Here is a 26513-nt window from a genome sequence, read left to right as displayed (position 1 = left end):
GGCCGGCATGGCGGCTGCCACGGCGGCCGCGGTGGCAACGGCGCTGCCGACCAGCGCCGAGCGGCGCGCATTGTTGATGGTGTTGTTATCCATGGTGGGTACCTTATGGTGGTGGGTGAAAAATCGTTAGTGGCGGATGCGCTTGACGTCCGCCGCATCGACAGCGGGCGCCTGATTGCCCCAGCTGCCGCGTACAAAGGTGGTAACGTCGGCGACGTCCTGATCGCTGAGCCGCCAGGCGAAAGCCGGCATGGCGAACTGCGCCGGCGTGGCGCTGGTGCGGGCGGTGCGCATGCCTTCGAGGACGATGCGTATCACTGAATCGGCCGGCCCGCCCGCCACGGCAGGATTGCCGGCCAGCGCCGGGAACACGCCCTCGTAGCCCTTGCCATCGGGGCGGTGGCAGGCGGCGCAGTTGTCCAGATATAGCTGTGCGCCGCGATGGCCGGCATCGCCGTTGCGCAGCGACCGGGCGACGGCCGGGTCGTAGGCGTAGCGCTCCTGTGGTCCGTCATCCTTGAGCGTCTTCAGGAAGCGCGCCACGGCGGTGGCATCTTCCTCGCTCAGGAATTGGGTGCTGTTGGCGATCACTTCGTTCATCGACGCGAACGCCAGGCCGTGGCGGTTGCTGCCGGTGCGCAGGAACTGGGCGATATCCTGCTCGCTCCAGCCGCCGATGCTGCCGCTGCCGCCGTTGCGCAGGCTGGGCGCGTGCCAGCCGTCGATCATGGCGCCGGCCAGGTAAGCCGGGCCGGCGGCGGCGTTCAGCGCCTTCACCTGCAGGCCGGGGCCGCGCGGCGTGTGGCAGTCGCCGCAATGCCCGAGTCCTTCGACGATGTAGGCGCCGCGCCGCAGTACGGCGTCGCCTTCCTGCCGCTGGAACGGCCGGGGCGCGGGCGCAAAGGCCCAGCGCCAGATGGTCAGCGGCCAGCGCATCGACAGCGGGAAGGGAATCTCGTTGACACGCCGCGGCGTGGGCGCGGGCTGCACCTCGTGCATGAAATAGGCATACAGCGCCGCCACGTCGTCGGGCGTGGTGACGAAATATGCGCTGTACGGCATCGCCGGATACAGCGTATGGCCGGCGGCGACGCCGTAGCGCAGGGCGCGGTCGAAGTCCGCCAGCGTGTATTTACCGATCCCGTGCTGGCGGTCGGGCGTGATGTTGCTGGTGTAGATGGCGCCGATCGGCGTCGCCATGCGCAGGCCGCCGGAATAGGGCGGCTGGCCCTCCACGCTGTGGCAGGCGGCGCAATCGCCGATGCGCGCCAGGTAGGCGCCGCGCGCGATGGCCTCGCTGGTGGCGGCATACGTCTGCGGCGGGCTGTCGCCGCCGGCCCTGGCGTCGGACCAGCGGGTGGCGCTGATCAGCGTCAGCAGGCCGATCGCCACTGCCGCGCCGATGCCGATGATGAGTGTTCGCTTGTTCATGCCTGCACCAGTAAGCCGCCGGTTTTCAGATAAGTGGAGCGGATTTTGGCCGCCGCGAAGTAGGTCAGCGCCGCCACCAGGCCGGTCGGGTTGTAGCCGATGTTCTGCGGGAAGGACGAGGCGCCGAACACGAACACATTGGGCACGTCCCAGCACTGCGAATAGCGGTTCAGCACACTGTTGGACGGATTGGTGCCGATGATGGCGCCGCCGGTGTTGTGGGTGGACTGGTAGACCCGGACGTCGTAGCTGTCGCCCGGCTTGAGCACATGCTGCGCCATGCGCTGCGGCTTCATCGCCCGCACGATCTCCGCCGCGCGCGCCGAGGTGTAGGCTGTCATCTTGTATTCGTTGGGATGCCAGTCGAAGGTCATGCGCAGCAGCGGCAGGCCGTGGGCGTCCCGGTAGGTCGGGTCGAGGTCCAGGTAGCGGTCGCGGTAGGACATTACCGATCCCATGGTGGCGACGGAGCTGCTGTGCGCATAGTGCTTGCGCACGGCGCTTTTCCAGCCGCTGCCCCAGCGCGGCGCGTCCGGCGGCAGCGGCATCTGCACGATGGGACGGCCGCCGGTGGCGCCGGCAAAGATCATGGCGCCGCCGACGAAACCGAGCTTGCCGTGGTCGAAATGGTCGGCGTTGTGTTCGTCGACGGCCTGCTGACCGGCCGCGCCGGCGCCGATGAAGGGGTTCATCTGCACGCTCTCGTCGAAGTAGGCTGTGGTGCTGCTGACCATCTGATACGCGTAGTTCCTGCCCACCACGCCCTTGCCGGTGAGCGGGTCGTAAGGCTTGCCGATGCCGGACAACAGCAGCATGCGCACGTTATTCAGCTGGAAGCTGGCCAGCACCACCATCGCGGCCGGCTGGTCGACCTGTTTGCCGTTGGCGTCGATGTAGCGCACGCCGGTGGCCAGCTTGCCGCTGCTGTCCAGCAGGATGCGCGTGACGTAGGCGTTGTGGCGCACCTCGAGGTTGCGGCGGCCCTTGAGGATGGGGATGATGGTGGTCTGCGGCGCCGCCTTGGAATACAGGAAGCAGCCGAAGCCCTCGCAGTAGCCGCACAGGTTGCACGGCCCCATGCGCACGCCGTAGGGATTGGTGTAGGCGGCGGTGCTGTTCGCGGCCGGCACCGGGAACGGCTTGTAGCCTAGTTCGCGCGCGGCGTTGGCGAACAGCTGGGAACTGAGGATGGGCGGCAGCGGCTGCTGCGGATACGGATTGCTGCGTGCGCCCTCGTAAGGATTGCCGCCATCCTGCAGCCGGCCGCGCACATTGCCGGCGGTGCCGGCCACGCCGGTGACTTTTTCGAAGTGGTCGAACCACGGCTCCAGTTCCTCGAAGCTGATGCCGTAGTCCTGTATCGTCATGTCGGACGGGATGAACTTTTTGCCGTAGCGTTCTTCGTACACGCTGCGGATGCGCAGGTCGTTGGGCGAGGCGCGCCACTGCTGGCCGTTCCAGTGCGCGCCGGCGCCGCCGGTGCCGTTACCGAGGATGAAGGAACCGTACTGCCGATACGGTACGGCGGTGTCGCCGGGCCGGTGGCGCACGGTGACGGTTTCGCCGGCCAGCGGCTGCCACAGGTCGCCGCGCACGGCGTATTTGAGTTCGTCGGCGATGCGCGGGAATTCGAAATCGGGCGAGGTGTCGCGTGCCGGACCGCGCTCGAGCACCAGCACGGACAAGCCGGCGTCGGTCAGTTCCTTGGCCATGATGGCGCCGGTCCAGCCATAGCCGATGATGACTGCGTCGACAGCTGCGTTTGCAGATCCCATGCTCACCCCGCTGGCCGTTGATGGATACCGGGCCGTAGGGATACGGGCGTCCCTGCTGATCGATCCAGTCGGTGAAGTCGGCGCGTGCGCCGGGAAAACCGACCATCTTCCACGCCGCCATGTTGCGGTTGCCGCCGTAGACCGGGTCGGCGAAATACCCTTCACGCGTATTCCGCAGCAGCAGTGCGAAGAAGGCCGCGCCCATCACGGCGTCGGCCGGCAACATGCCCTGTTCGGCCTGCGAGAGCAGCGCATCGCGCCGGCCCGCATCGAGCTGCGCGAACGGCTTGCCGTGTGTGGCGGCGGCCGTGCGGTCGAGCAGGGCGATGCCGGCGCGGTACAGCTCGCGCGGTGTCTGGCGCAGCTGGTAGCCCAGCGTCGGTGGCGCTTCCGGATGAAACGGTCCCTGCATGTACCAGTACGCGCCGTGGCCGTAAGGCAGCTGCATCTGCCGGTCGAGGAACACCGGCACGCCGGCCTCCACGCCGCCTGGACCGTTGCCGTCCTGCGGGATCAACCGGTCCACCGCGGCGTTGATGAAGGCCCACTCGGCGGCGGTGAAATAGGTCGGCTGATAGCTCTCCCGCGGCGCCGCGCCGGCGCTGGAAGGGGCCATCTTGGAGGCCAGAGCGGCACCCGCTGCGCCGCGCAGGAAATCGCGCCGCTTCAACGGGGCCACTCGGGATTCCTCCTTATAGTCGCTGGGGTTCTGCAAAATGGGAGAGTTTTCTTTCATCAGATTTTCCTGCCCTGGAAATCGCTTAATGGCGGCAGTGTAGGGGCGTGCGATCAAACGCGAAACTGATCCAAATGCAGTGTTGCGGGCAAAACGATTTTGATTAAATCGCGTCGTTACACACCATTCAAGGAACGCCATGAGCATCGATATCAAACACCACACCGTGCAAGCCAACGGCATCCGCCAGCACTACCTGGAGGCCGGCGCGGGCGCGCCGGTCGTGCTGCTGCACGGTTTCCCCGAAACGAATTTCGCCTGGCGCTTCCAGATCCCGGAACTGGCCAAGCACTACCGCGTGATCGCGCCCGACCTGCGCGGCTACGGCGAGACCGACAAACCGGCCGGCGGCTACGACAAGCGCAACATGGCGCTGGACCTGCGTGAGCTGATGCGCGCGCTGGACATTCCGAAGATCGCCCTTGTGGGCCACGACCGCGGCGCGCGCGTGGCCACGCGCTTCGCCAAGGATCATCCGGAGGCGGTGGACCGGCTGGTGGTGATGGACAATGTGCCGACCCGTATCGTCGCGCGCGAATTCAGTCCGGCGGTGGCCAAGTCCTACTGGTTCTTCATCTTCAACCAGGTGCCGGATCTGCCGGAGGCGCTGATCGCCGGCCGCGAGGATTTATGGCTGCGCCATCTGTTCTCCGACTGGTGCTACAACCCGCTGGCGATCGACGGCAAGGCGTTCGACACCTATGTGGAAGCCTACCGCCGTCCCGGCGCGCTGCGCGGCGCCATGTCGGATTACCGCGCCATCGGCGAAGACGTGGCGCAGGACCAGGTCGATGCGGACGTCAGGATCGCCTGTCCGACGCTGGCGCTGTGGGGTGAGGATTTCCACGCCGTCGGCAAGATGTTCGATATGGCGAAGATCTGGGCCGAGATGGCCAGCGACCTGCGCACCGCGCCGATTCCGCAGGCCGGTCACCTGCCGCAGGAGGAGCAGCCGGAGCGCGTCAACGCCGCGCTGCTGGACTTCCTGCAGGGCTGGAAAGGCTGAAGTGTCGGTCCTGTTTTCCATCGTCCTGCCCATCTTCGCGCTGATCGGCGTGGGCTGGCTGGCGCGCCAGCGCGACTGGATGGGCGAACACGGCGCGTTCGAGCTGAATCGCTTCGTGGTCTACCTGGGCATGCCGGCGCTGCTGTTCCAGATCATGGCCAAGTCCAGCTGGAAGCAGCTGGACCAGCCGGGCTTCATCGCCGCCTTCGGCCTGGCCAGCGCGGCGATCTATGTGCTGACGGTGGCGGTGCGGCGCGTGCGCGGCGGCGCGCTGGCCGACGCCAGCCTGGAAGGATTGAACGCGGCCTACGCCAATGTGGGGTTCATCGGCTTTCCCCTGTGCCTGGCGGCATTCGGGCCGTCGAGCATGACGCCGGTGACCATCACCGCCATCCTGACCGTGTGCGTGCTGTTCGGCGTGGCGGTCACGGTGGTGGAGCTGGGCGTCAGCCAGGGCGGCAGTGCGGCCCGCATCATCGCCAAGGTGGGCTGGTCGCTGCTGCAGAATCCCATGCTGCTGGCGCCCGCGCTGGGGGCGCTGTATGCGGGCCTGGCGCCGCCGCTGCCGGCGGGCGCGGACCGTTTCCTGACCTTGCTGGCGCAGGCGGCCAGCCCGTGCGCGCTGGTGTCGCTGGGCCTGTTCATCGCCGGGCAGCGCGGACGGCCGCAGCTGCCCGCCCTGAGCGTGCAGGTGGCGCTCAAGCTGATCGGCCAGCCGCTGCTGACCTGGGCGCTGGCCGCGTGGGTGTTTCACCTGCCGGCGCCGTTGACCGGCATGGCGGTGGTGCTGGCGGCACTGCCGACCGGCACCGGCCCGTTCATGCTGGCGAATATGTACCAGCGCGAAGCGGGCGGCGTGGCTGGCAGCATCCTGGTGTCGACGGTGCTGTCGGTGCTGACCATCTCGGTGCTGGTCAGCTGGTTCCACACTACTGCTTGACCAGCTCCACGCGGCGGTTCTTCTCGCGGCCCGCTTCGGCATCGTTGGACGCCAGCGGCGCGTACGAGGCCACGCCCTTGGCGGCGAGGCGCTTGCCGTCGACCTTGAAGTCGGCGGTGAGCGCCTTGACCACCGCTTCCGCGCGCTTCTGCGACAGTTCCAGGTTGTGCGCCAGCGCGCCCTGGTTGTCGGTGTGGCCGACGATGTAGACCTTGAGCTGCGGGTTTTGCTGCAGCAGCTTCGCCATCTCGCCCAGGGCCGGTCTGGATTCCGGCTTGACCTCGCTCTTGTCGGTGTCGAAGAACACGCCGTACACCGCCACCTTGCCCTCGGCGGCGATGCCCTTGGCCATGTCGGCCGCATTCAGGTTGGCACTGACCTTGTCACCCTCCATCGCCTTGGCCTCGACGATCTGCACATAGATGCCGCCGTTCTTGCCCTGCACCGGCGCCACCGAGTACACCGCCACGTGCACCGGTGCGCCGCCGGTGGTGGTGCCCTTGGCCAGCAGATAGCGCTCGTCGTTGCGGCCGTAGTTGAAAGGTTCCCAATACTCGCTGCCGCCTTTGATGAAGTTGTCGCCGACTTCCTTGTCGAGCCAGTGCGAGCCGAAGCTTTCGCCGCAATTCTCCTTGGCGCAGGCAAACAGGGTTTTGAATCCCGCCTTGTCCAGCGCCGCCTGGTAGTTGCGCATCACTTCCAGCGCCGAACGCTCCTGGGGATAGTTGTAGGCGATCCGTGTGTATTTGCCTTCCAGCGGCAGCTTGTTTTCGAAGTCGGTGCGGCCGTTTTTGCTGACCAGCTTACCGGCCACCAGGGTCACTTCGTCGAACTCCTTGACCCCGTAGCCCACCAATCTGGCGCCGCTGAAGCGTGACAGCAGCGGATGATCCTGGGCGCCCTTGACGGTGTCCTGGGCAGGCATAGCGGCGTGGGCGGCGGATGCCACGGCGGCGCAAAACAGCAGGGCGGCAGTACGCATGACGGTTTCTCTCTTCCTGTCGTGGTGATGGCGGCGATTATATGAACATCCAATGTTCGGTGGCGCACAATGCGCGGCCACGACGCGCCATACAATGGGCCCTCAACCTGGGAATCTCATGATATGAAACACCTGATGCTGGCTTTTGGCGTGGTGCACGCCACGATTGCGCTGCTGTTCACGGCGGGCGCGCTGTTTCTGATCGCCGTCGGCGCGTATCTGGGCTGGCACGCGGTGCAGGCCGATACCGGATTGTCGGCGGCGCAGGAAGTGATCGAAGCGATCGGCATCCTTGCCGCCGCCGTGGTGGCGCTGCAGATCGCCGAGACCATCATCGAAGAGGAAGTGGTGCGCGATGCCGACATCAGCGCGCCCACCCGCGTGCGGCGCTTCCTGTCGCGCTTTTTCGTGGTGGTGGTGGTGGCGCTGGCGATCGAAGGGCTGGTGGCGACGTTCCGCGCGGTGCATGACGACGCCAGCGAATTGCTGTATGTGGCGGCGCTGGTGGCCGGTATCGGCGTGCTGCTGGCGGCATGGGGCGTGTTCGTCCATCTGAACCGCTCGGCCGAAGAACTTGAACCCGCCGCGATGGAAGAAGCGCAGGCGGAAGACGAAAAACTGAAACCATGAAGATCCTTCAACAGCGCCTGCTGCGCGGCGCTAACATGTATTTCTCCCGGCCTTGCCTCGCGGCCCTGCTTGAACTCGATACGACGGCGGAACTCGATCCGCAGGCGATGGCCCGGCTGCCGGCGGATCTGCGCACGACGGGTGACGCGGCCGCGCTGGTCGCGGCGCTGACGCTGCATCTGCAGCGCGCATGTGGCCATGACCCGGCGTTTGCGCACGCCGAGACGGTCGGCGGCAAACCGGCGCAGCGGCGCGTGGTGGTGGGCTATACGCTGGAACACCTCGGGCAGGCCGCCTTGCGTGCCGCGGTGACGCTGGTCGATGGACTGCTTCACGGCGAGGCTTTCGATACGGCGCCGGCGCTGCATGCCTTGCGCGATCTGACGGCGGGCCTGGAACTGCCGCCCGCCATGCGGGAAGTGGCGGACGAGGCGCACCGCCTGGGTTATCCGGTGCTGCGCGTCAGTGAGCATGCGCACCTGCTGACGGTGGGCTGGGGTAGCCGCCAGTGGCGCTTCCTGGACGGCGCGGCGGATGGCGATCGCCTGCTCACCGCCAGCGTGCTGCAAAGCCGGCAGCTGACGCGCGCGCTGTTGTTCGAGGCGCTGATCGATACGGCGGAAGGGCCGGCCGACACCAGCGCCAGCGTGCGCGACGGCCATGCGACGCACGAGGTGGCGGCGGTGCGCGAATTATCCGGGCTGGCCGCCGCGAAGATCGGCTTGCGGGACGCCGAGATCGGCGTTGCGCTGGGCGGAAAACATGGCTGGATGGTCGCTTCCGTGGAAGCCTCGGGCGCCGCCGGTGCCGAACGGGAAGGGGGGCGCGCGACCGGTGACGCAAGCGTCGCTGCCAGCGGCGCCCACCTGGACCGCAGCCACGCGCAGCCGCACCGGCTGGCGCAACTGCGGAACGACCCGCTGCAAGGCCGCATTCCGGTGATCGCCGTCACCGGCACCAACGGCAAGACCACCACCACGCTGATGATCGCGCACGCCACCCGTCATGCGGGCCTGCGCACCGGTCATACCACCACGCAGGGCGTGTTCCTGGATGGCCGCCGGATCGCGCAGGGCGATTGCACCGGCTACTGGTCGCACCGCGCGGTGCTGACCGCACCCCAGGTCGATTGCGCGGTGCTGGAGACCGCGCGCGGCGGCATCCTGAAGCGCGGACTGGCGTACGACCGCTGCACGGTCGGCGTGCTGCTCAACGTGTCGGACGATCACCTGGGACTGGACGGCGTCGAGACGGTGGAAGATCTGGCGCGCGTCAAATCGCTGGTGGTGCGCAACGCCGCCAACGCGGTGCTGAACGCCGACGACGCACATTGCGTCGCCGCCACCCTGACGCAGGGCACCCGTGCCATCTTCTTTTCCATGCATGCCGACAGCACGGTGTTGAAGGCGCATCGGCAGCGGGGCGGCTGCGCCGTCTGGCTGGAAGACGAAACCATCATGCTGGCCGACGGCGACGGCGACGGCGTCCGGCGAGTGATCGCCGTGGCCGATATTCCGGCGACCGTGCGCGGTCTGGCGCGCTACAACATCGCCAACAGCCTGGCCGCGACGGCGGCGCTGCATGCGGCCGGCCTGACAGCGGAGCAGATCGCCGCCGGCCTGGCCACCTTCGTCTCGGACGTCGTGACCAATCCGCTGCGGACCAATATCTTCGACCTTGGCCGGGTGCGCATCGTGCTCGATTACGCGCACAACTCGGCGGCCTACGCGGCGCTTGGCGCGCTGACGCGCGGCATGGGCGACGGCAAGGTGCTGGCCGTGGTCAGCTCACCCGGCGACCGCCGCGACGACGACCTGCTGCGCATCGGCGCGAGTTGCGCCGCCGCCTTCGACCGTCTGTTCGTCTACGAGTCCGCCAGCCGCGGCCGGCCGCATGGCGAGGCGGCGCAACTGATCAGCGCCGGCGCGCGCCATGCCGGCAGCGCGCACCCGGTGGAGACCTTCGGCAATGCCGCCGAAGCGCTGCAGCGCGCCTACGGCCAGTGCGCGCCTGGCGACGTCATGATGTTTTCCTGCGGGACCTCGATCACCACCCTGGTCGACGCGCTGCGCGCGGTCGATGCCGACGCCGCCCACGCCATCGAGGCGCAGGCCGCATGAACGCGCGCGGCTAGGCGCCGAGCGCGCAGCTGGGCATTTCGCGGTTGCTGCCGCTGCCGGCCTCGGTGGCGGAGACCGCGATGATCCCGAGATCGACCGCCGGGTCAAACATGTCCACCGCGCGCTGCAAGGCATCCTGCAGCGGCATGCCGTCGGCCAGCCATTGATACACCTCGCGCGCCAGCATGTGGCGCATGATATGTTCGCCGATGCCGGTGGCCGCCACCGCGCCATGCGGGCCGGCGTAATAGCCGCTGCCGACGATGGGCGTGTCGCCCACGCGTCCCAGCAGCGACGGCGCGGCGCCGCCGGTGGAGGCGGCCACCGCGAAGCGGCCCTGATCGTCGCGCACCACCGCGCCCACCGTGTCGCAGGCGTCCGGCATGCGCAAGGCGGCCGGCGAGACATAGTTCCAGTAATCGATGAAGTCGGCGCTGGCGACGCCGGGTAGCGCGGCGCCGCCCTGGCGCAGCTTGTCGATCATTTCACGATATTGGTTGCGCTGTTGCGGACTGACCTGATAGTGGGCCGGATAGCCCAGATGGCGGGCAAGGCGCAGCGCGCCTTCGCCGCACAGCAGATGATGCGGCGTGTCGGCCACCGCGCGCGCCACCAGCACTGGGTTGCGGGTCTTCTGCAGCCCGGCCACGGCGCCGAGACGGCCGCCGCAATCCATCACCGAGGCGTCCATTTCGATGGTGACGCCGTCCAGTTTCAGCCGGGAGCCGGAACCGGCGTTGAAACGGCCGTCGTCCTCCAGCATCACCACCGCCGCCACGGCCGCCTCCAGCGCGCCGGCACCGCCGCGCAGCAGCACCTCGCCGGCCTGCGCCGCCTTCACGCAGCCGTCCTGGTGCTGCCCGCTGGCGCCGGCGCCGCCGTGCACCACGATCGCCGCGTTCATACCAGCATCTCGCCGATACGTTCGGCGCTGGCGGGATCGACCGGGCGCAGCGCCTCGACCAGTTCCGCCACCGAGGTGCCGCAGCAGTACACCAGCACATCGCCGGGACGGCAGGCCGCCAGGCCGCGGCGCAGCGCTTCCGCCGGATCGGCTTCGACGAACGCCTGCGCGGCCGATCCGCGCTCGGCCAGCACCTGGTGCGCCGCGTCGTGCATGATGCGCGCACGCTCGCCGCGCTGGCGGCCACGGTGTTCGTTGGCCCATTCGTAGAACACCACGGTGTCGAAGCCCTCGGCGCAGATGCGGCCGGCCTGCTCGAAATGGTGGTCGCGGCGGTCGCCGGGCGCGGTCACCACCGCCACGGTGCGGCCGGCGGTCATGGCGCGCGCGGTGGCCACCAGCGCCGCGAAGGCGGCCGGATTGTGCGCGTAGTCGGCGATCACCTGCACGCCGCCCACTTCATACACGTTGGTGCGCATCGGGTTGCGGCGGCCGTCCGAGACGAAGCTGCCCAGGCCATCGGCGATCATGGCCACGCTCAGGCGGCTGGCCATCAGCGCGGCGGCGCAGGCCAGGCCGTTGGCGATGTTGTGGCGCGCGCAGCCGCCCAGCGTGGACGGCATGTCGGCGGCGTCGATCAGGCGTTGCGCGCCCTTGCCGTCGTCCAGCATCAGGGTGTCGTCCTGCAGCCAGGCGGCGCGGCCACCGCGCGCCAGGTGCTGACGCAATACCGGGTGTGCGGCGTCGCAGCTGAAGTAGATGATTTCGGCCTGCCCGGCCAGACGCGCGCCCATGGCCACGCAGCGCTCATCCTCCGCGTTCAGCACCACCATGCGGGCGTTTTCCGCCACCACGCCCTTGACGCGCGCCAGGTCGTCCAGCGATTCCACGCCCTCCATGCCCAGATGGTCGTCACTGATGTTCAGCACCACGGCGACGTCGCAACGGTCGAAGGCCAGCCCGCGTTTCAGGATGCCGCCGCGCGCCGTCTCCAGCACCGCGAATTCGACTTCCGGCGCGGACAGCACGGTGCGCGCCGACCAGTAGCCGCTGCAATCGCCTTCCATCACGCTCTGGCCGTTGATGCTGACGCCTTCCGTGGTGGTGCAGCCGGTGCTGATGCCGGCGCGGCGCAGGGTGTGGTCCAGCATCAGCGTGGTGGTGGTCTTGCCGTTGGTGCCGGTGACGGCGACGACCGGGATGCGGCCGTCGCTGTCGCCGAACATCGATTCGACGATGGCGGCGCCGGCGTCGCGCGGCGTGCCGGCGCTCGGGTATTCATGCATGCGGATGCCCGGCGCCGCGTTGATTTCGATGACCGCGCCATTGCGGCCGTCCAGCGGCACCGAGATGTCTTCGCACACCAGGTCGATGCCGGCCACGTCAAGGCCGATCTTGCGCACGGCGCGCACGCACATCGCCAGCGTCGATGGCGGCAGGCGGTCGGTCACGTCTTCCGCCGTACCGCCGCTGGACAGATTGGCGTTGCCGCGCAGGCGCACGCGCTGCTGCGACGCGGGAATGCTGTCGAAGTTCAGACCCTGCTCGGCCAGCGCGGTTTCGGCCAGGCCATCGAGCGGAATGCGCGTCAGGATGTTGGTGTGGCCCTCGCCGCGCGCCGGATTGCGGTTTTCCTGCTCGACCAGCTGGCGGATGGTGGATTCGCCGTCGCCGGTGACCATCGGCGGACGGCGCAGCGCGGCGGCCACCACCCGTTCGCCGGCCACCAGGATGCGGTAGTCGTCGCCCCTGATGTAGCGCTCGACGATGATGGTGCGGCCATGTTCGCGCGCGCGGTTGAAGGCGGTTTCCACTTCCTCCGGCGTGCCGCAGCGGGTAGTGACGCCGCGCCCGTGGTTGCCGTCCAGCGGTTTCAGGGTGACCAGGCCGCCCAGCTGGCGCGCCGCGCGCTGCGCCTGAGAGACGCTGCGCACGGTCGCGCCTTCCGGCACCGGCACGCCGGCCTCGCGCAGCAGCAGTTTGGTCAGCTGCTTGTCGCTCGCGATGCCGACTGCGATATGGCCGGTGTCGCCGGTGATGGTGGCCTGCAGCCGCTTTTGCTGCGCGCCCCAGCCCAGCAGGAACATGTTCGCTTCCGGCGTCAGGCGCGTGACCGGAATGCCCTGGCGCTTGGCGGCGCGCACGATGGCGCCGCTGCTGGTGCCGATGGCCTGGCGCTCGGCCAGTTCGCGCAGGCTGGCCAGGCCGTCCATCAGCCGCTGCTCGACGTCGGCGTCGCGCGCCGCCAGGCCGCGCGCCAGCTGCACCGCCAGTTCGACCGCGTCCACGCCGACGTCCTCCAGCTCGTAGCCGCAGACCACGCGGTAGCGGCCCGGCGCGTTTGCCACCTCGTGGGTGCGGCCGACGCTGACCGAGGTGCCGGCGGCGCACTGTAGCGCGATCGCCATGTGCTCGACCAGGTGGGCCAGATTGGTGCCTTCCTTCAGCGCCTGCACGAAGCCGGCGTACTTGCCCACCGAGCAGCGGTGGTCGTACAGCGACGGCAGCAGCGACAGCAGACGGTCGTTCAGGCCATCGACGGCGCTGGTGCTCACCTCGCGCAGTTCGCCCAGGTCGATCACGGTCAGCAGGCAAGGTTGGGACGAGTACAGATTCGGTCCGCGCAGGACGCGTTGTTCTACGATGTTCATGTTTCAGTGATCCTTGGTCAGATAGCGGATAAAGTCATTCAGTGGCTGCGGCGCCGCCTTGGCGTCGGCCGGCAACTGGCCGGCATTGGCGCCGCTGGCGGCGTCGGCGCGGAAGGCGGAACCGGCCGGCAGCAGGTGCAGGCGCACGTCCACCATTTCCGGTACGCTGCCCGGTGCGATGTCGATGATGTTGGTATGCGCGTCGCGGCAATCCACCACGGTGACGCAGCCTTCGCCGGCCACTTCCAGGCCGGCGTCGCCGTGCACGATCAATGCGGTGTTCTCGTCGATGCCGGCGCCCAGCAGGAACGGGCTTTGCGCCACCACGCTGAGCAGCCGGTTGATGCGGTGCCGCTGCGAAAAGTGCTGGTCGATCACCACCCGCGGCACGAAGCCCATGCCGGGTGCCAGCTTGGCGGCGCCTTTTTCCGGCGCCAGCTCGGCGCGGCCCTCGGCCATCATGTGGGTGCAGACGAACGAGGCGCCGGCGCTGGTGCCGGCCAGGCAGGCGCCCCGTTCCTGCCACGCCTCGCGCAGCGCGTGGCCGGCGCGGGTGCCGCCGACGATGGCCATCAGCCGCTTCTGGTCGCCGCCGGTGACGAAGATGCCCTTGGCGCTGAGGATGGCGTCGGCCAGCGCCGGGTCTTCCGCCGCCTCGCGCTCGGCGATCTGCAAGTGGCGCACCTGCTGCGCTTCTAGCGCGCCGAACGCGCCTTCATACATCGGCCAGACCTTTTCCGGCACGGTGCTGGCGGCGGTGATCACGACCAGCGGCTGATCGCGGCCGCCTGACAGCGCGATGAAACGTTTGAGGACTTCCATGTTATCGGTGCGGTCCTCGGCGCCGCCGATGATCATCAGGGTTCCCATCGGCGCCTCAATTCATCAGCTGGCGGAACAAACGGGTGGCCATCAGGCCGCTGGCGCTGTGGTGACGTGCGGGCGACATCAGCGACAGCAGCAGGTCCATCGCCGCCTGCTTGCTGCCCAGCGCCGCGACCTGCATCTCCAGCTGGCGCAGCTCGGCGCTGCTGCTGTCCATCTGTTCGTTGGCGGCGGCGGTGGCCGGATGATGGCGGATCACGCCGCGCGGCGGGCCGTTGCGCGGGGTGTGGTGCAGTCCCAGCGTGTCCAGCGTGCGCTGGCGCGCGCGCCAGCTCGGCGTGCGCGGCGCCGGCACGGTTTCCTGGCCGGGCGCGCTGGCGATCCAGTCGCCGAGGATCTGCTGCTCGTAGGCGTTGAACACGCCGAACATCTCGGCGCGCTCGCTCTGGATCAGGCGCCAGAAGCGGCTGTTCTCTGCCGGCTGGCCGCGCTGTATCCAGCCGGCGCTTTCCAGCGCCGCCAGCATGGCGGGAATCTGCTGCGGGTCGGCCAGCCAGTCGTTGATGCTGCGGCCGCCGACGCGGCAGTAATCGGAGTGCATGTTCTGACCTACCACGGCCTTGGCGGCCAGGATGCGCACCAGTTCCGCCTGCAGGTCGAAGCCGGCGATCACCGCCGTGGTACCGGCGCCCAGATCGTTGAGGCGATAGCCGTCGTGCACACGGCGCAGGAAGGCGGCCGGATCGCCGCAGCGCGCCATCAGCTGGCGCAGCGCCTGCACCGCCATGCGCGCGTGGCCGGTGCCGCCATTGTCGACGGTGACGTGCAGCGTGAAGTAATACGGGTCGATGCTCAGCTCATTGAGCTCGTAGGCGGTGATCAGCAGGTGCAGCGGCAGCTGCTCGTAGCCCAGGTTGTAGCCGACGATCTCAGGCAGATAGTGTTCGGCGTTGTAGGCCAGGGCCAGCTGGATCGCGCCCTGGATGAAATGCTCGTCCGGCGCATCCTGCCACTGCTCGCAGCGGTGGCTGGCCAATAGCTTTTTATACAGCACCACGTGGTTTTTTTCCGCCACGCCGTCGCCCAATTCTTCCAGATAGGTGTCGATCAGCGGGCGGAAATCGGCGTCGTCCCAGCGCGGCAGCAGGCCGTACAGCCAGGAGCCGTCCACCAGCTTGGTGGGCGCGGCGTGCTGCAGGAAGTACAGCGCGTGGCCCTTGCCGCTGAAATAGCGGCGCGGCGCGCCGTCGTGGCGCGCTTGCAGGTAGCGGCGGTATTCGCCGCCGACCTGCACCGAGCGGCGCGCGATCCAGTCTTCCAGCTGCTCGAGATCGGCCGGCAGATCGTCATTCAAAGCGCGCGCCTCATGCAGGCGCTGCTCCAGCCACTGGCAGGCGGTGGCGTTGTGCGCCGCGTCGGCCGGACCGTTGTTCAGGGAGAGATAAACCGCTTTGGCGGTGGTGGTGGTGGCGGTGCCGCTGTCGGCGGCCGCCGGGCAGGCATCGTAAGCTTGCGCGAGCGTGGTCATGTCGATTCTCATTATTCAGGTTGGACGCACTACGGCAGTGCATGGCTGCATTATCTCTGTGCATTCCAACCCGTCACATCGGTAACTCTCCTGTGTGCATGTAAGAGAAAGCCGACAATATCAGTGCGCGCGCGACCGCGCTTCCGGCTGCGGCAGTACCTGCTCGTTGGCGGCTTCCGCGCCCTGTTCGAAGATCAGGCGGCGGGTGGCGGCGTTGGCGTCCACGCCGAGCTCGGCGAACGCTTCCAGCGCGCCCAGCAGGATGGCCTGCTGCGCGTTCATATAGTTGAGATACGAGGAATTCAGCACGTAGAACACCAGCTCGTATTCGAGCGCGTCCTGCGTCACCGATTTCAGATGCACGCGGTCGGCGCGCACGTCGGGCTGACGCTCGACGATCGCCTTCAGTGCATCGGGCACCTTGGCCGCCTGCGCGGCCGGCGTGGCGGGATTGATGCGCAGCGAGAACTGCACGCGGCGCGTCTGCATGCGCTTGTAATTGCGCACGGTGTTCTTCAGCAGTTCGGCGTTGCCGATCACGATCTGTTCGCCGCTGTCGGCGCGGATGCGCGTAGTCTTCAGTCCTACATGCTCGACCGTGCCGGAGACATTGGTGATGGCGATCGCATCGCCCACCTCGAACGGCTTGTCGACCGCGATCGACAGCGAGGCAAACAGGTCGCCGAGCACATTTTGCACCGCCAGCGCCACCGCGATACCGCCGATGCCCAGGCTGGCCACCAGCGCCGAGACGTTGATACCCAGGTTGTCGAGCGCCGCCAGCAGGAAGATCACCCACAGCGTGGTTTTCAGTGCCCACACCATCAGCGTGTTGGCGACGGTGGTGGGCGAGTCCTCGTTTTCCGCGTGATTGCGGAAATAGCGCCGCGCGCCCAGCGAGACGGCGCGGTCCAGATACAGCACCAGCTGGAAGCCCAGCACGATGAACCACAAATGCTTGAGGCGTTCTTCCCACAGCGGCGGCAGGTCGAGCGTATTCAGGCCGGTCATGACAGCGATGAGCAGCACCGCCAGGGTGCTGGTACGGTTGAGCGCGGCTTTGAGCAGTTCAAACACGGGATGGCCGGCGCGGCCGGTCTCTTCGTGCTTGCACAGACGACGCCGCAGCAGGCGCAGCAGCAGATGGATGACGAGGAAGGTGACGACGGTGGTGACTGCGGCGAGTATCAGCGTTTCACCGTCCAGATTGGCAAAGGGGGCCAGATAGCGTTGGTAATTCAAACCGGGCTCCTGTTTCGTGGTCGGGATTCCCTATCCTAGAGCTGGAGTGAATTTTGTTCTGTTCGTTGCATCACCGTGATGTCATACGGTTGTAATTTCCGAAAGGTAAGATTTGTCGTGTTTGAAGTCTCCGGTTGTTGAAACACTCTGCTTTGCGGCCTCTCAGGGGCCGTTTTTTTTTGGGGGGGGGGGCTCGGCAGTGTATCCGCAAGGGGGCCGCGGTCGCCACCGCTCGTCGCCGCTCGAGGCAATTTGCTCCCACACTACCTGAAGCAGCTGCTTTCCTTTTGATCTGCCGGCGGGATTCGTATCGCCATCTCGCAGCGGCCAGGTCGCCGTCAATAATCGGCTGAAATTTTTCGCCTCAAGTGGCGCATATCCCATTGTCCAACCGGCGAAGTCACGCTGCTCGATCGCTTTATCGACCAAAGTGTAAATGTCCCGGTGACGCACATCGGCCAAGATCGACGCAAAAACGGCACGCAAGGACGCGTCGGGACCCTCCAGGCACTGGATGAAGTGACCGTTGGCGTACAACAGGACGTCGCCGCATACGCAGGCCGGTGTGATGGGGAGGTCGACATGGTATTGGTGCTGCTTCCTTGCTAACAGCGGTGCATCTTGTTCGACTGCGGTATAAATCACCGTCCGAACATCGATGGGCGCCTTGTTCAAGGTCAGCCTGCCCGTGTTCAATCGCTCCATATCCATCAGATCGTTCACAATGGTGACCAGATTCGTGCATTGAGCCGCGATCACCTCGCCTATGCGTTTTCTGTCAGCGTCTGTCCGCGCACCGCCGTGCTTCAGCAATTCTGCCGCGGAACTGATGGGCACGAGCGGATTTCTCAGTTCATGGGCCAACGTCGCCATGAACAAATCTTTCTCGTCATGCGTGGCCTTCAGGTCGCTGAGTGCTCGCCGCAGATTGTCCTGGGCGTTCGCGCGTTCTTTATCCGACGCCGCCAGTCGCATCGCCAGTCGCCAGACCACGGTCAGGAGCAACAATATGACGATCCAGACAAAGAGAATCAGCATGGTTTCGGCATCGTAGAACAACAACTGAGAACCAGCCGCCACAACCATGCCCGTTGCGATCGGAATCAACAGCACTGAGAGCAAAAGGTGGCGGGAGATACGCGCACCGGGCAAATCCCCGGTGATAGCGATCATCAAGCCCGCGTGCGGGTACGCGAACAGCGTCGCCGCTGCCAGCAATATCAGCGCCGCCGAAGTTAAGATGGACGTACCCTGGCTCGGTAACACCTGGAATAAAATAGTATCCTGAAGCAGATACCCGCCGAGGTTAAGCAGCGCGACCAACAGCACCACCACCGCCAGGCACTGTGCGAGTATCGTCAGGCGTTTGCTCATCAACATTAACGCCGCGCTACCCAGGGCACAAAACATGCCGGCAGTCATCGGTGACGCCAGAGTAACGGGTGTCTCGGTTCCGCTGGCAGCCAGTTGAAAGGGGAAGGGCGCAAAACCCAGCAAGTAGAACGATTCGATGACAGCGGTGACGAGTATGACAAGTACTGGGGCGAGTGGCAGACCGGAGAGCGACACGTGTCGGCGACAGATTTTCCATATCCCGTAAGCCGTGGTCAAAACCATCAGTGCGGTGATAGGGACCATGGAAGGCAACCCCGGCCTGACCGAAATCAGAATTCTTGCGTTGCTGGCCCAACCTGTCAGATTGCCGAGAGCAATCAGCGCCGCGAGCAAAACCAGGCCAGGCGCTATGTGATTGGCGTGGGGTGTCCCAAGCCACGCGCGACTGGAAGAAGGGGCGGCGTTGTCGGCATTCACAGGCCTGACAGAATACAGCATAAATCCCCCAGGAGCACTGATGCTCGAGATCGAAGTCACAACTATAGCCAAGAAAGTCCGATTTCACTGTTAGCAAGTACACTAAGCAGTTCAAGCGATGCCGGTGAGGCCGGATTGCGCGCCGCAGCATAAAGAAACGTTGGCGCCTTTGGTGATTTTCATAATTGCCATACTGAAAATGACCAAGCACAATGCAGGCAAAATCCCCAAACTCAGAGAGGACTATGAGACAACCTGCCTTCAAGCCGGTATTTGCCGCGCTCGCATCGATTTTCGCCGTTTCCGTTAGCGCCGCCCCGATCGCCACCTTGGACCGCGAAGGCGCCTTTGTGTCCGTCGAGGCATATGGTCCCAATGTGGTCCACGTCACCATCGCCGTCGACAAGGGCGAAGTGCTGAAAGGCCCCGGCTTCGGCATTCTGCCCAAGAACGCCGACAACAGCGGCTTCCGTCACAGCGCCGGCAAGGATGGCGATGTGTTCACGTCGTCGGCGTTGACGCTGCGCGTGAATCCGGCGCCGGCGCCGTCGGTGCCGACGCAGGGGCAGAAATACTTCGCGCCGTCGCTGGCGCCGGTCGGCCTGCAAGTGCTGAACGCCAAGGGCGAGCAGGTGCTGGCGATGAATGGCTGGGAGATGTCGCCGCAAACCGTCAGCGGCGAGAAGACTTACCAGGTCGGCGCCACTTTCGCCGCGCCGCGCGACGAACATTACTACGGCATGGGCCAGAATCAGGAATCGATGAACGCGCTGGACCTGCGCGGCCGCGTCCTCGATTGCAAGCACTGGTACGATGCTCCGGCCGGCGAGACGGTCTGCGTGCCGTTCATGGTGTCGTCCAAGGGCTACGGCATTGTCTGGGATAACGCGTCGGCCACGCGTTTTGCCGCCGCCGTCAACGGCCGCACCACATTCCAGTCCAACGTGGGCGAACGTGTCAGCTTCTTCGTGATCACCGGTTCGACACCCGAAGAGATTTATTCGGGCTATGCGCGCGTCACCGGCAAGACGCCGATCCCGCCGAAGTCGGTGTTCGGCCTGATCCAGTCGAAGGCCCGCTACGACAGCCAGCAGGAGGTGCTGCGCGTGGCGAACACGTATCGTCAGAACAAGTATCCGCTGGACGTGATGGTGGTGGACTGGTTCTACTGGACCCGCATGGGCCAGATGGACATCGATCCGACCCAGTTCCCGGACCCGAAGGGCATGAACAAGCAGCTGCACGATATGGGCATGGAGTCGATCATCTCGATCTGGCCGCGCTACGAGACTTCGGGCCGCTACTTCAATGAGCTGGACGCCAAGGGCTATCTGCTCAAGGACAAGGACGGCAAGACCGTCGATGGCCTGCCGTTCCGCGCCGACCGCACCGGTGGCCTGATCGATGCCACCAATCCGGACGCGCGCAAGTGGTTTTGGGAGAAGGCGCGCGATAACATCCTGTCGCAGGGCTTCGACTATCCGTGGCTGGACGAGACCGAACCTGACCTGGTGCCGGACGGTTTCTTCTACAAGATCGGTTCCGGCGACCGCTATCACAACCTGTTCCCGCTGCTGCACGTGGAAGGCGTGGCCGAGAACATGCGGCAGTGGAAGCCGAACAAGCGCGTATTGATCCTGTCGCGCGCCGCCTATCTGGGCTCGCAGCGCACCGGCGCGCTGTTCTGGTCTTCCGACATCCAGCCGACCTGGGAGGCGCTGGCGCGCCAGGTGCCGACCGGCTTGAACATGACCGCCTCCGGCATCGCCTACTGGGGCAACGATATCGGCGGCTGGCAGAAGCTGTCGCCAGCCTTCGCCTCGGCCAACAAGCCGCTGATCGATCCGTCCGACGCGCGCGCGGTGGTCGGCAATTATCACGACTACCCGGAGCTGATGACGCGCTGGTTCCAGTACGGCACCTTCCTGCCGACGCTACGCCTGCACGGCGACCGCAAGGACGCCGATATCTGGTCCTTCGGCAGACAGGCGGAAGAGGTGATGGCGCGCTTCGACAAACTGCGTTATCAGCTGATCCCCTACATCTACAGCCAGGCCAAGATGACCCACGACACCGGCGCGCCGTTCATGCGGCCGTTGTGGATGGACTTTGCCGCCGATCCGAACGTGGCCAACATCGGCACCGAGTACATGTTCGGACCTGCCTTCCTGGTGGCGCCGGTGACGGAGCAGGGCCAGACCGAGAAGGAGGTGTATCTGCCGGCCGGCGCCGACTGGTATGACTTCTGGACCAACGAGAAGCTGTCCGGCGGCCGCTGGGTCAAGGTGGCCGCGCCGATCGACCGGATTCCGGTGTTCGTCAAGGCCGGCTCGATCGTGCCGATCGGCGCCGAGGTGCAGTCGACCGCCGCCAGGCAGCCGATTGCCGAGATCAGGGTCTATCCGGGCAAGAGCGGCGAGTTCGCGCTGTACGAGGATGATGGCGTGAGCTACGACTACGAAAAGGGCAAGTCCAGCATCACCCGCCTGAAGTGGGACGACGCCGCCGGCAAGCTGTCGGCCAGCGGTGGCGACGCGGCGCTGGCCAGGTCGGCGCCCGGCCTGGTCAAGGTCGCCGGGAAGTAGGCGGTACGCCTTTGCGCCACTGCGCCCAGTGGCCGGTGATCTCGCGGATCACCGGCCGCGCGGTCAACAGCAGGTTGGCCGTGGCGGGCGCGAATCCTCCCTGCTGCGCGTAGTTGAGCAGCACGTCGCTGTTGCTCTGGCCCGGATGCGGACGGTCCACGTCCGAGCCCGAGCGCAGCACCATCACCCGTTTGAAATCCATCTTGCCGGCGCTGTCGCCACGGCGCAGCACTTCCAGCGTGGCGTTGTCCTCCTGCTGCGAGGTGCAGTAACGCGCCTGGCCGTCGGTCAGCAGGGCGACCAGTCTTCGGCGCGCCGCCCCAGTGCCTCGCCGGCGTACCAGGTGTCGCCGGAGACGGTGTCGCAGCGCGTGACCCGCGGCGGCAGATTGGCCGGCGCGCTGGGAAAGCGGCTGCGGTAATCGCGGGCTTCGGCCGAGTCGCTCAGTCTGACCCGGCGCGACAGCCGGTAGGCCTGGTCCACCAGCGCGGCGTTGAGCCGGTAGACCTCGGTGCGGTAGTGCGGTTGCGGTTTCCGCGCCGGCCCGGCGGTGCGGATGCCGAAGTAACCGTAAGGCCACTCTGGCGGCATCTCGCGCGCGTCGATTTCGTGGGCGAGCGAGTAATCGACGGCGTAGTCGGCCCATGCGGCGGTGCCCACCGTGCCCAGTTTCGGGCTGAAGCCGGCGATGCCGGCGATGATGAAATAGGTGTCGCGCAGGTCGAAGCCGCCGGCTTAGAGCAGGGCGGTCATGCTGGCGGCGGCGTTGGCGTAGCCCATGTCGGTGGTCAGCTGGCAGACGCGCTCGCGGTTGCACAGCATGTCCGGATAGCGGGCGGACACGCCGGGGACGAGATGCTTCTCGCCAAGCCGCAGGCCTTTGACGAAGGGCGCCGCCTCGGCGCCGAACATGTTGACGATCATGATGCGCGGCGCGTACGGGGCTGCCGCCGATGGCACCGCGGGAGCTTGTGTCCGGTGGTCCGGCATGGCGATGTCGGTCGCGGTGGACGCGGCTGACGTGGTGGCGCTGATGGCCGCTGCGGCCCCTGCGGCGCTTGCCGGCGTGGCTGCCGTGGTGGCGCTGTCCGGCGGCGGGCCCGCCTGCCAGCGCGGCCAGTTCGCGACGATCTCGCGCACCAGCGGTGCGCCGGCGAGGTACAGATTGCGCAGCGCGATCGGATAGCCGCCCGAATCCTCGGTCAGCGATTCCAGCGGCGTCATGCCCGGTGGCGGACGGTCGAAATCGGAGGCGGTCCGCAGCACCGCCACGCGCTGATCGTCCAGCAGTCCGGCCTGCGCGCCGCGCCGCAGCGCGGTGTAGGTGGCGTTGTCCTCCTGCGCCGTGATGCAATAGGTGCCCTGGCCGGCCGTCAGCAGGCGCACCCAGTCGCGCGCGCGCTGGCCCAGCAGCGCGCCGTGGAACCGGGTGTTGCCGGTCAGCGCGTCGCACTGGCGCACCTGCGGCGGCTGATTGGCCGGCGCGGCGCCGTAGCGCGCGCGAAAGCCTTGCGCGGCCGGCGCATCGGCCAGCGTCACGCCGCGCGACAGGGCCAGCGCCTGGTTCAGCAATCCCTCGTTCAGCCGGTACATCTCGGTGCCGTAGTGCAGCGGCGGCGCGTCGGTCGGCGTCCGCATGTTGATGCCGAGGTAGCCGGTGCTCCAGCCGGCCGGCCGCTCGCGCGCGTCGAGTTCCCAGGCCAGGTCGCCGTCAACCAGGTAGCGCGCCCAGGCGGCGCTGCCGGTGCTGCCTGCGGCCGGATCGATGCCGCCGGTGCCGGCCACCAGAAAGTACGCCGCCCGCAGGTCGAACAGGCCGCTGTGCACCACCGCCGCCACCGATGCCGCCGCGTTGGCCTTGCCCATGTCGGTCACCATCTGGCACACGTCGTCGGCATTGCAGCGCACCAGCGGAAAGCGCGGCGACAGGCCGGGTACCGCGATGGCCTGCCGCAGTTGCAGCGCATCGGACCACAGCCCGGCTTCCTGGTCGACCATACTGACAATCATGACCTTGACCGGACGCGGCGCGGCCGAGGCAAGGGCGGCGGCGCCGAGCAGCAGCGCGCAAAGCAGGCTTCGATGGATGGCGGGCATAAGCGGAGGAAGTGGTGGCGATGGAGCGGGGCATGCAATCGCCATGCCAGACGCGGTGCCCCGCCGCGGTGCGTTTGTCCTGGACGTACGATTGAAAGCAAATCCGAAGGTTTTCTTTGCTCTAAAGTAAAATTCGGTGTGCAAGCGCCTACGAGGATACCCATGCAGCAAAGTACTCTGTCCGGTGCGGACGCCATCGAAGCGGAACGTTTTCGCCAGTTCATCCTCGGCGTGACCGATTACGCCATCTACATGCTGTCGCCGGAAGGCGTGGTGGTGACCTGGAACGCCGGTGCGCAACGCTTCAAGGGCTATCCGCCGGACGAGATCATCGGCCGCCATTTTTCGATGTTTTATACGCCCGAGGACCAGGCGGTGGGCCGTCCGGCCTACGCGCTGGAGGTGGCGCGCACCACCGGCAAGTTCGAGGACGAGGGCTGGCGCGTGCGCAAGGACGGCAGCCGTTTCTGGGCCAGCGTGGTGATCGACCCGATCGTCGATCCGCACGGTGAGCTGCTGGGCTTCGCCAAAATCACGCGCGACATCACCGAACGGCGCGACGCCGCCGAGCAGCTCGAGCGCGCGCGCGAGGCGCTGTTCCAGTCGCAGAAGCTGGAAGCCATCGGCAAGCTGACCGGCGGCATCGCGCACGACTTCAACAACCTGCTGAACGTGATCATCAACGGCCTGGAACTGCTGAAGATGTCCAAAGACCCGGCGGTGGTCACCAGGTCGATCGACACCATGGCGCGCGCGGCCCAGCGCGGCGCCTCGCTGACGCAGCAGCTGCTGGCGTTCGCGCGCCAGCAGCCGTTGCGCAAGGAGGCGCACGATATCGGCCGCATCATCCGCTCGTTCGAGGCGGTGCTGCGGCGCGCGCTGCCGGACGACATGAATCTGCAGCTGAGCATCGCTGCCGAGCTGCCGCTGGCGCTGATCGACCCGACCCAGTTCGAGGCGGCGCTGCTCAACCTGGTGGTCAACGCCAGGGACGCGATGGCGGAAGGGACGGAACTGCAGGTACAGGTCGACGTCGCCCAGGTGGTGCTGGCGGAGCGGCAGGTGGAGCAGCTGCCGGCCGGCGACTACGTGCGCGTCACGGTGCGCGACGACGGCATGGGCATGTCGGCCGAAACCCGGGCGCGCGCCATCGAGCCGTTCTTCACCACCAAGGGCGTGGGCAAGGGCACCGGCCTGGGACTGAGCCAGGTGTATGGCCTGATGCAGCAGTGCCAGGGCGCGCTGACGCTGGACTCGACGCTGGGCGAGGGCACCACGGTGGGGCTGTACTTCCCGGTCGACCATGACGGCGAGGCGGCCGCCGGCAACCACGCCGGCGGCGCCGAGAAGGTGCTGCTGGTGGACGATCAGCCGGACGTGCTGGAGACCGCGATCACCCTGTTCAGCCACCTGGGCTACGAAGTCCTGTCGGCCAATAACGGCGAGCAGGCGCTGGAGACGCTGCGCCTGAATCCCGATATCGCCATCCTGTTCAGCGACGTGGTCATGCCGGGCATGAGCGGCGTCGAGCTGGGCAAGATGGTGCGCGACGAATTCCCGGCGGTGAAAATCGTGCTGGCCTCGGGTTACGTGGAATCGGCGCTGCGCGACCAGGTGCCCGACGTCGATAACTTCGAATTGATCGCCAAGCCGTACCGGCTCAGCGATCTGATCAAGAAAATGAAGGCGCTGTAGGCCGCACCATCCGGCGGCGCGCCAGGTCCCGGTGAGCGCGGCTGACCGGGACCGGCCCGCTTACAGCCCGGCGCTGCGCGGATCGGCGCCGACCGCCACGCTGCCGGCGCTGGCGGCCTTGACGCGCTCGGCGGCCTTTTTACCGGCCAGGAAGGCGTGGTCGGAATTGTAGTACTCCCACTCGCTGTAGCGGCCGGCCAGGATGATGTCGTGCTGCTCCATCCATTGACGCACGGTGGCGACGTTGTGCGCGCGCGCATGGTCGTACACCACGTAGGCGTACGGCATGTCGACCTGGTTGGCGGCCAGGATCTCGTCGTCCTCCCGGATGAAGCCCACCTTGATGCAATCGGCGATGCAGCGCTGGATCAGCGCCTCGCCATCGACCGGCAGCGGCTTCCACGGCGAGTACGAAATCTCGCAGGTGAAGCCGAAGCCGCCCGGCGCGTTGCATTCGGGGCTGGCGTTGCCCTGCACGAAGATGCGGTGGAAGATGCTGTCCTCCGGGTAGTAGATCCAGTGCTTGTCGGTGACGTCGCCGCGGTTGACGCCGATGTTGACGCAACGGATCGACACGTGCTTGAGCCCGGCCGCCGCCGCGCGCACCTCGGCCGGCACGCCGTTGCCGGCCAGGCGCACCAGTTCCGGCAGCGGCATGGTGCTGATCAGCTGCCCGTACGGCAGGCGGCGGCCGTCGGCCAGCACCACCGTGTGCTCTTGCGGCAGCACCTGCACCACGTTGGCGTTCAGCTCCACCTTGCCGCGGATGTGCGGCAGGAAGCCGTTCATCAGCGCCTGGAAGCCGCCGCGCAGCGGATAGCCGAAGCGCGCGTTCGGCCCCATCGGCTTGGCCACCGGTTCCAGCGCGCCCTCGATGATCTGGCCCAGGTCCGGCAGCGGCACGCGCCCGCCCAGCCACGAGGTTTCCATCTCCTTCAGCGGCACGGTCCAGATCTTCTTGTTGTAGGGGATGGCGAAGTGCTTGGCGATGCCCTTGCCCCATACGCGGTAGATGAAGTCCTCGAAGTTCTCGCCCTGCGCCGCGGCCGAGCCGCCCGCGCTGTTGGCGACGTCGGCGGTGCCGTCGGCGCAGCAGTCCTGCACTTCGTTGGCGGCGCAATTCGGCGCGGCATCGGCTGCCGCCACGCCGTAGCGCGATTCGATGGCGCCGACGATGCATTCCTTGATCACCTGCGGCGGCAGGCCGTACAGCGCGCCCTGGAACGGATAGCGGGTGTACACCTGCTTGCTGTAGACCCAGGCCTCGCGCATCTGCCAATGCTGGTTATCGCCGAGCAGGATGTCGTACAGCTTCAGCACGTACGGGTCGTTGGAGAACATGATGTGGCCGGCGTAGTCGAAGGTGAAGCCGTGGTCCCTGATCGAGCGGCACCAGCCGCCGACCGTGGCGTGGCGCTCCAGCAGCACGGTGTCGGCGCCCAGGTGGTAGGCGGCCGACAGCCCGGGCGGGCCGCCGCCGACGATCACGCAGCCGGTCTTGCTGGCGCTGCGCATCGGGTTGACCTTGGACTCGGCGCCGGCCGGCGCCGAGTC

16 protein-coding genes and 3 pseudogenes are annotated in these 26513 nt (G+C 66.9%); 6 read left to right on the top strand and 13 right to left on the bottom strand.

The features are described from left to right. Positions 1-126: 126 nt before the first annotated feature. From E4L98_RS01010 to E4L98_RS01000, 3 genes and pseudogenes are all read right to left on the bottom strand, one after another. On the bottom strand, positions 127-1431 hold the full coding sequence (locus tag E4L98_RS01010; RefSeq protein ID WP_135199703.1) for a cytochrome c: 1305 nt from the start codon (positions 1429-1431) through the stop codon (positions 127-129). Further along, positions 1428-3143, bottom strand: coding sequence for a GMC family oxidoreductase (locus tag E4L98_RS01005; protein ID WP_229257172.1), 1716 nt, complete (start codon positions 3141-3143; stop codon positions 1428-1430). Before E4L98_RS01005 ends, E4L98_RS01010 begins: the two co-directional genes overlap by 4 nt. Before the next feature lie 163 nt (positions 3144-3306). Further along, positions 3307-3822: pseudogene (locus E4L98_RS01000) on the bottom strand (gluconate 2-dehydrogenase subunit 3 family protein); the annotation flags it as partial. A 259-nt stretch (positions 3823-4081) separates the two neighbouring features. On the opposite strand from E4L98_RS01000, the gene E4L98_RS00995 reads away from it, so the two are divergent. Together E4L98_RS00995 and E4L98_RS00990 are read left to right on the top strand one after the other, a co-directional pair. Continuing rightward, positions 4082-4948: an alpha/beta fold hydrolase gene (locus tag E4L98_RS00995; RefSeq protein WP_135199701.1), complete on the top strand. Its 867-nt coding sequence runs from the start codon at positions 4082-4084 to the stop codon at positions 4946-4948. Position 4949: 1 nt separating this feature from the next. Further along, positions 4950-5888 carry an AEC family transporter gene (locus E4L98_RS00990; RefSeq protein WP_135199700.1) on the top strand — a complete coding sequence of 313 codons (939 nt, stop codon included), beginning with the start codon at positions 4950-4952 and terminating at the stop codon, positions 5886-5888. Here the strand turns inward: E4L98_RS00990 and E4L98_RS00985 are convergent. Next, complete coding sequence (locus tag E4L98_RS00985; RefSeq protein ID WP_135199699.1) at positions 5878-6870, bottom strand: OmpA family protein; 993 nt, start codon at positions 6868-6870, stop codon at positions 5878-5880. The genes E4L98_RS00990 and E4L98_RS00985 overlap by 11 nt on opposite strands. A gap of 123 nt (positions 6871-6993) precedes the next feature. Here E4L98_RS00985 and E4L98_RS00980 point away from each other — a divergent pair, with 123 nt between their 5' ends. Together E4L98_RS00980 and E4L98_RS00975 are read left to right on the top strand one after the other, a co-directional pair. Next, the gene (locus tag E4L98_RS00980; RefSeq protein WP_135199698.1) at positions 6994-7500 is read left to right on the top strand and encodes a hypothetical protein; all 507 of its coding nucleotides are present in this window, start codon (positions 6994-6996) and stop codon (positions 7498-7500) included. Then, on the top strand, positions 7497-9620 hold the full coding sequence (locus E4L98_RS00975; protein ID WP_135199697.1) for a Mur ligase family protein: 2124 nt from the start codon (positions 7497-7499) through the stop codon (positions 9618-9620). Before E4L98_RS00980 ends, E4L98_RS00975 begins: the two co-directional genes overlap by 4 nt. Before the next feature lie 10 nt (positions 9621-9630). On the opposite strand, the gene E4L98_RS00970 is transcribed toward E4L98_RS00975, so the two are convergent. From E4L98_RS00970 to E4L98_RS00945, 6 genes are all read right to left on the bottom strand, one after another. After that, complete coding sequence (locus E4L98_RS00970) at positions 9631-10524, bottom strand: isoaspartyl peptidase/L-asparaginase (protein ID WP_135199696.1); 894 nt, start codon at positions 10522-10524, stop codon at positions 9631-9633. Continuing rightward, the gene (cphA, locus tag E4L98_RS00965) at positions 10521-13175 is read right to left on the bottom strand and encodes a cyanophycin synthetase (protein ID WP_135199695.1); all 2655 of its coding nucleotides are present in this window, start codon (positions 13173-13175) and stop codon (positions 10521-10523) included. Before cphA ends, E4L98_RS00970 begins: the two co-directional genes overlap by 4 nt. A gap of 3 nt (positions 13176-13178) precedes the next feature. Then, the gene (locus tag E4L98_RS00960; protein WP_135199694.1) at positions 13179-14045 is read right to left on the bottom strand and encodes a cyanophycinase; all 867 of its coding nucleotides are present in this window, start codon (positions 14043-14045) and stop codon (positions 13179-13181) included. Positions 14046-14052: 7 nt separating this feature from the next. After that, positions 14053-15528: an iron-containing redox enzyme family protein gene (locus tag E4L98_RS00955; protein WP_229257171.1), complete on the bottom strand. Its 1476-nt coding sequence runs from the start codon at positions 15526-15528 to the stop codon at positions 14053-14055. Between the two features lie 120 nt (positions 15529-15648). Next, the gene (locus E4L98_RS00950) at positions 15649-16770 is read right to left on the bottom strand and encodes a mechanosensitive ion channel family protein (RefSeq protein WP_135199692.1); all 1122 of its coding nucleotides are present in this window, start codon (positions 16768-16770) and stop codon (positions 15649-15651) included. Between the two features lie 162 nt (positions 16771-16932). Then, a complete protein-coding gene (locus E4L98_RS00945; protein WP_135199691.1) occupies positions 16933-18603 on the bottom strand; it encodes a BLUF domain-containing protein in 1671 nt (556 codons plus the stop codon). Between the two features lie 224 nt (positions 18604-18827). Between E4L98_RS00945 and E4L98_RS00940 the strand changes: the two genes are divergently transcribed. Next, positions 18828-21167, top strand: coding sequence for a glycoside hydrolase family 31 protein (locus E4L98_RS00940; protein WP_135199690.1), 2340 nt, complete (start codon positions 18828-18830; stop codon positions 21165-21167). Here E4L98_RS00940 and E4L98_RS30295 read toward each other — a convergent pair. Then, a pseudogene (locus tag E4L98_RS30295) lies at positions 21148-22040 on the bottom strand (purine-nucleoside phosphorylase); the annotation flags it as partial. The gene E4L98_RS00940 and the pseudogene E4L98_RS30295 overlap by 20 nt on opposite strands. A gap of 219 nt (positions 22041-22259) precedes the next feature. Continuing rightward, positions 22260-23264 (bottom strand): annotated as a pseudogene (locus tag E4L98_RS00925) (purine-nucleoside phosphorylase); the annotation flags it as partial. A 162-nt stretch (positions 23265-23426) separates the two neighbouring features. Between E4L98_RS00925 and E4L98_RS00920 the strand changes: the two are divergent. Next, complete coding sequence (locus E4L98_RS00920; protein WP_135199687.1) at positions 23427-24959, top strand: PAS domain-containing hybrid sensor histidine kinase/response regulator family protein; 1533 nt, start codon at positions 23427-23429, stop codon at positions 24957-24959. 60 nt (positions 24960-25019) lie between these two features. On the opposite strand, the gene E4L98_RS00915 is transcribed toward E4L98_RS00920, so the two are convergent. Next, positions 25020-26513 (bottom strand): protoporphyrinogen/coproporphyrinogen oxidase (locus tag E4L98_RS00915; RefSeq protein ID WP_167761242.1); only part of this gene is annotated, 1494 nt, incomplete at its 5' end.

Source organism: Duganella callida (genome assembly GCF_004614165.1).
GTDB lineage: Bacteria > Pseudomonadota > Gammaproteobacteria > Burkholderiales > Burkholderiaceae_D > Rugamonas > Rugamonas callida.
The sequence above is the reverse complement of the archived record's forward strand: the minus strand, read 5'-3'. Positions and strand labels throughout refer to the sequence as shown.

What these genes read in the sequence shown, in the direction of transcription:
- E4L98_RS00975 (WP_135199697.1), top strand. Translation starts at nt 7,497, where the DNA reads ATGAAGATCCTTCAACAGCGCCTGCTGCGCGGCGCTAACATGTATTTC.
- E4L98_RS00960 (WP_135199694.1), bottom strand. Translation starts at nt 14,045, where the DNA reads ATGGGAACCCTGATGATCATCGGCGGCGCCGAGGACCGCACCGATAAC.
- E4L98_RS00920 (WP_135199687.1), top strand. Translation starts at nt 23,427, where the DNA reads ATGCAGCAAAGTACTCTGTCCGGTGCGGACGCCATCGAAGCGGAACGT.
- cphA (WP_135199695.1), bottom strand. Translation starts at nt 13,175, where the DNA reads ATGAACATCGTAGAACAACGCGTCCTGCGCGGACCGAATCTGTACTCG.
- E4L98_RS00955 (WP_229257171.1), bottom strand. Translation starts at nt 15,528, where the DNA reads ATGACCACGCTCGCGCAAGCTTACGATGCCTGCCCGGCGGCCGCCGAC.
- E4L98_RS00985 (WP_135199699.1), bottom strand. Translation starts at nt 6,870, where the DNA reads ATGCGTACTGCCGCCCTGCTGTTTTGCGCCGCCGTGGCATCCGCCGCC.
- E4L98_RS00995 (WP_135199701.1), top strand. Translation starts at nt 4,082, where the DNA reads ATGAGCATCGATATCAAACACCACACCGTGCAAGCCAACGGCATCCGC.
- E4L98_RS01010 (WP_135199703.1), bottom strand. Translation starts at nt 1,431, where the DNA reads ATGAACAAGCGAACACTCATCATCGGCATCGGCGCGGCAGTGGCGATC.
- E4L98_RS00945 (WP_135199691.1), bottom strand. Translation starts at nt 18,603, where the DNA reads ATGCTGTATTCTGTCAGGCCTGTGAATGCCGACAACGCCGCCCCTTCT.
- E4L98_RS00980 (WP_135199698.1), top strand. Translation starts at nt 6,994, where the DNA reads ATGAAACACCTGATGCTGGCTTTTGGCGTGGTGCACGCCACGATTGCG.
- E4L98_RS00970 (WP_135199696.1), bottom strand. Translation starts at nt 10,524, where the DNA reads ATGAACGCGGCGATCGTGGTGCACGGCGGCGCCGGCGCCAGCGGGCAG.
- E4L98_RS00940 (WP_135199690.1), top strand. Translation starts at nt 18,828, where the DNA reads ATGAGACAACCTGCCTTCAAGCCGGTATTTGCCGCGCTCGCATCGATT.
- E4L98_RS01005 (WP_229257172.1), bottom strand. Translation starts at nt 3,143, where the DNA reads ATGGCCAAGGAACTGACCGACGCCGGCTTGTCCGTGCTGGTGCTCGAG.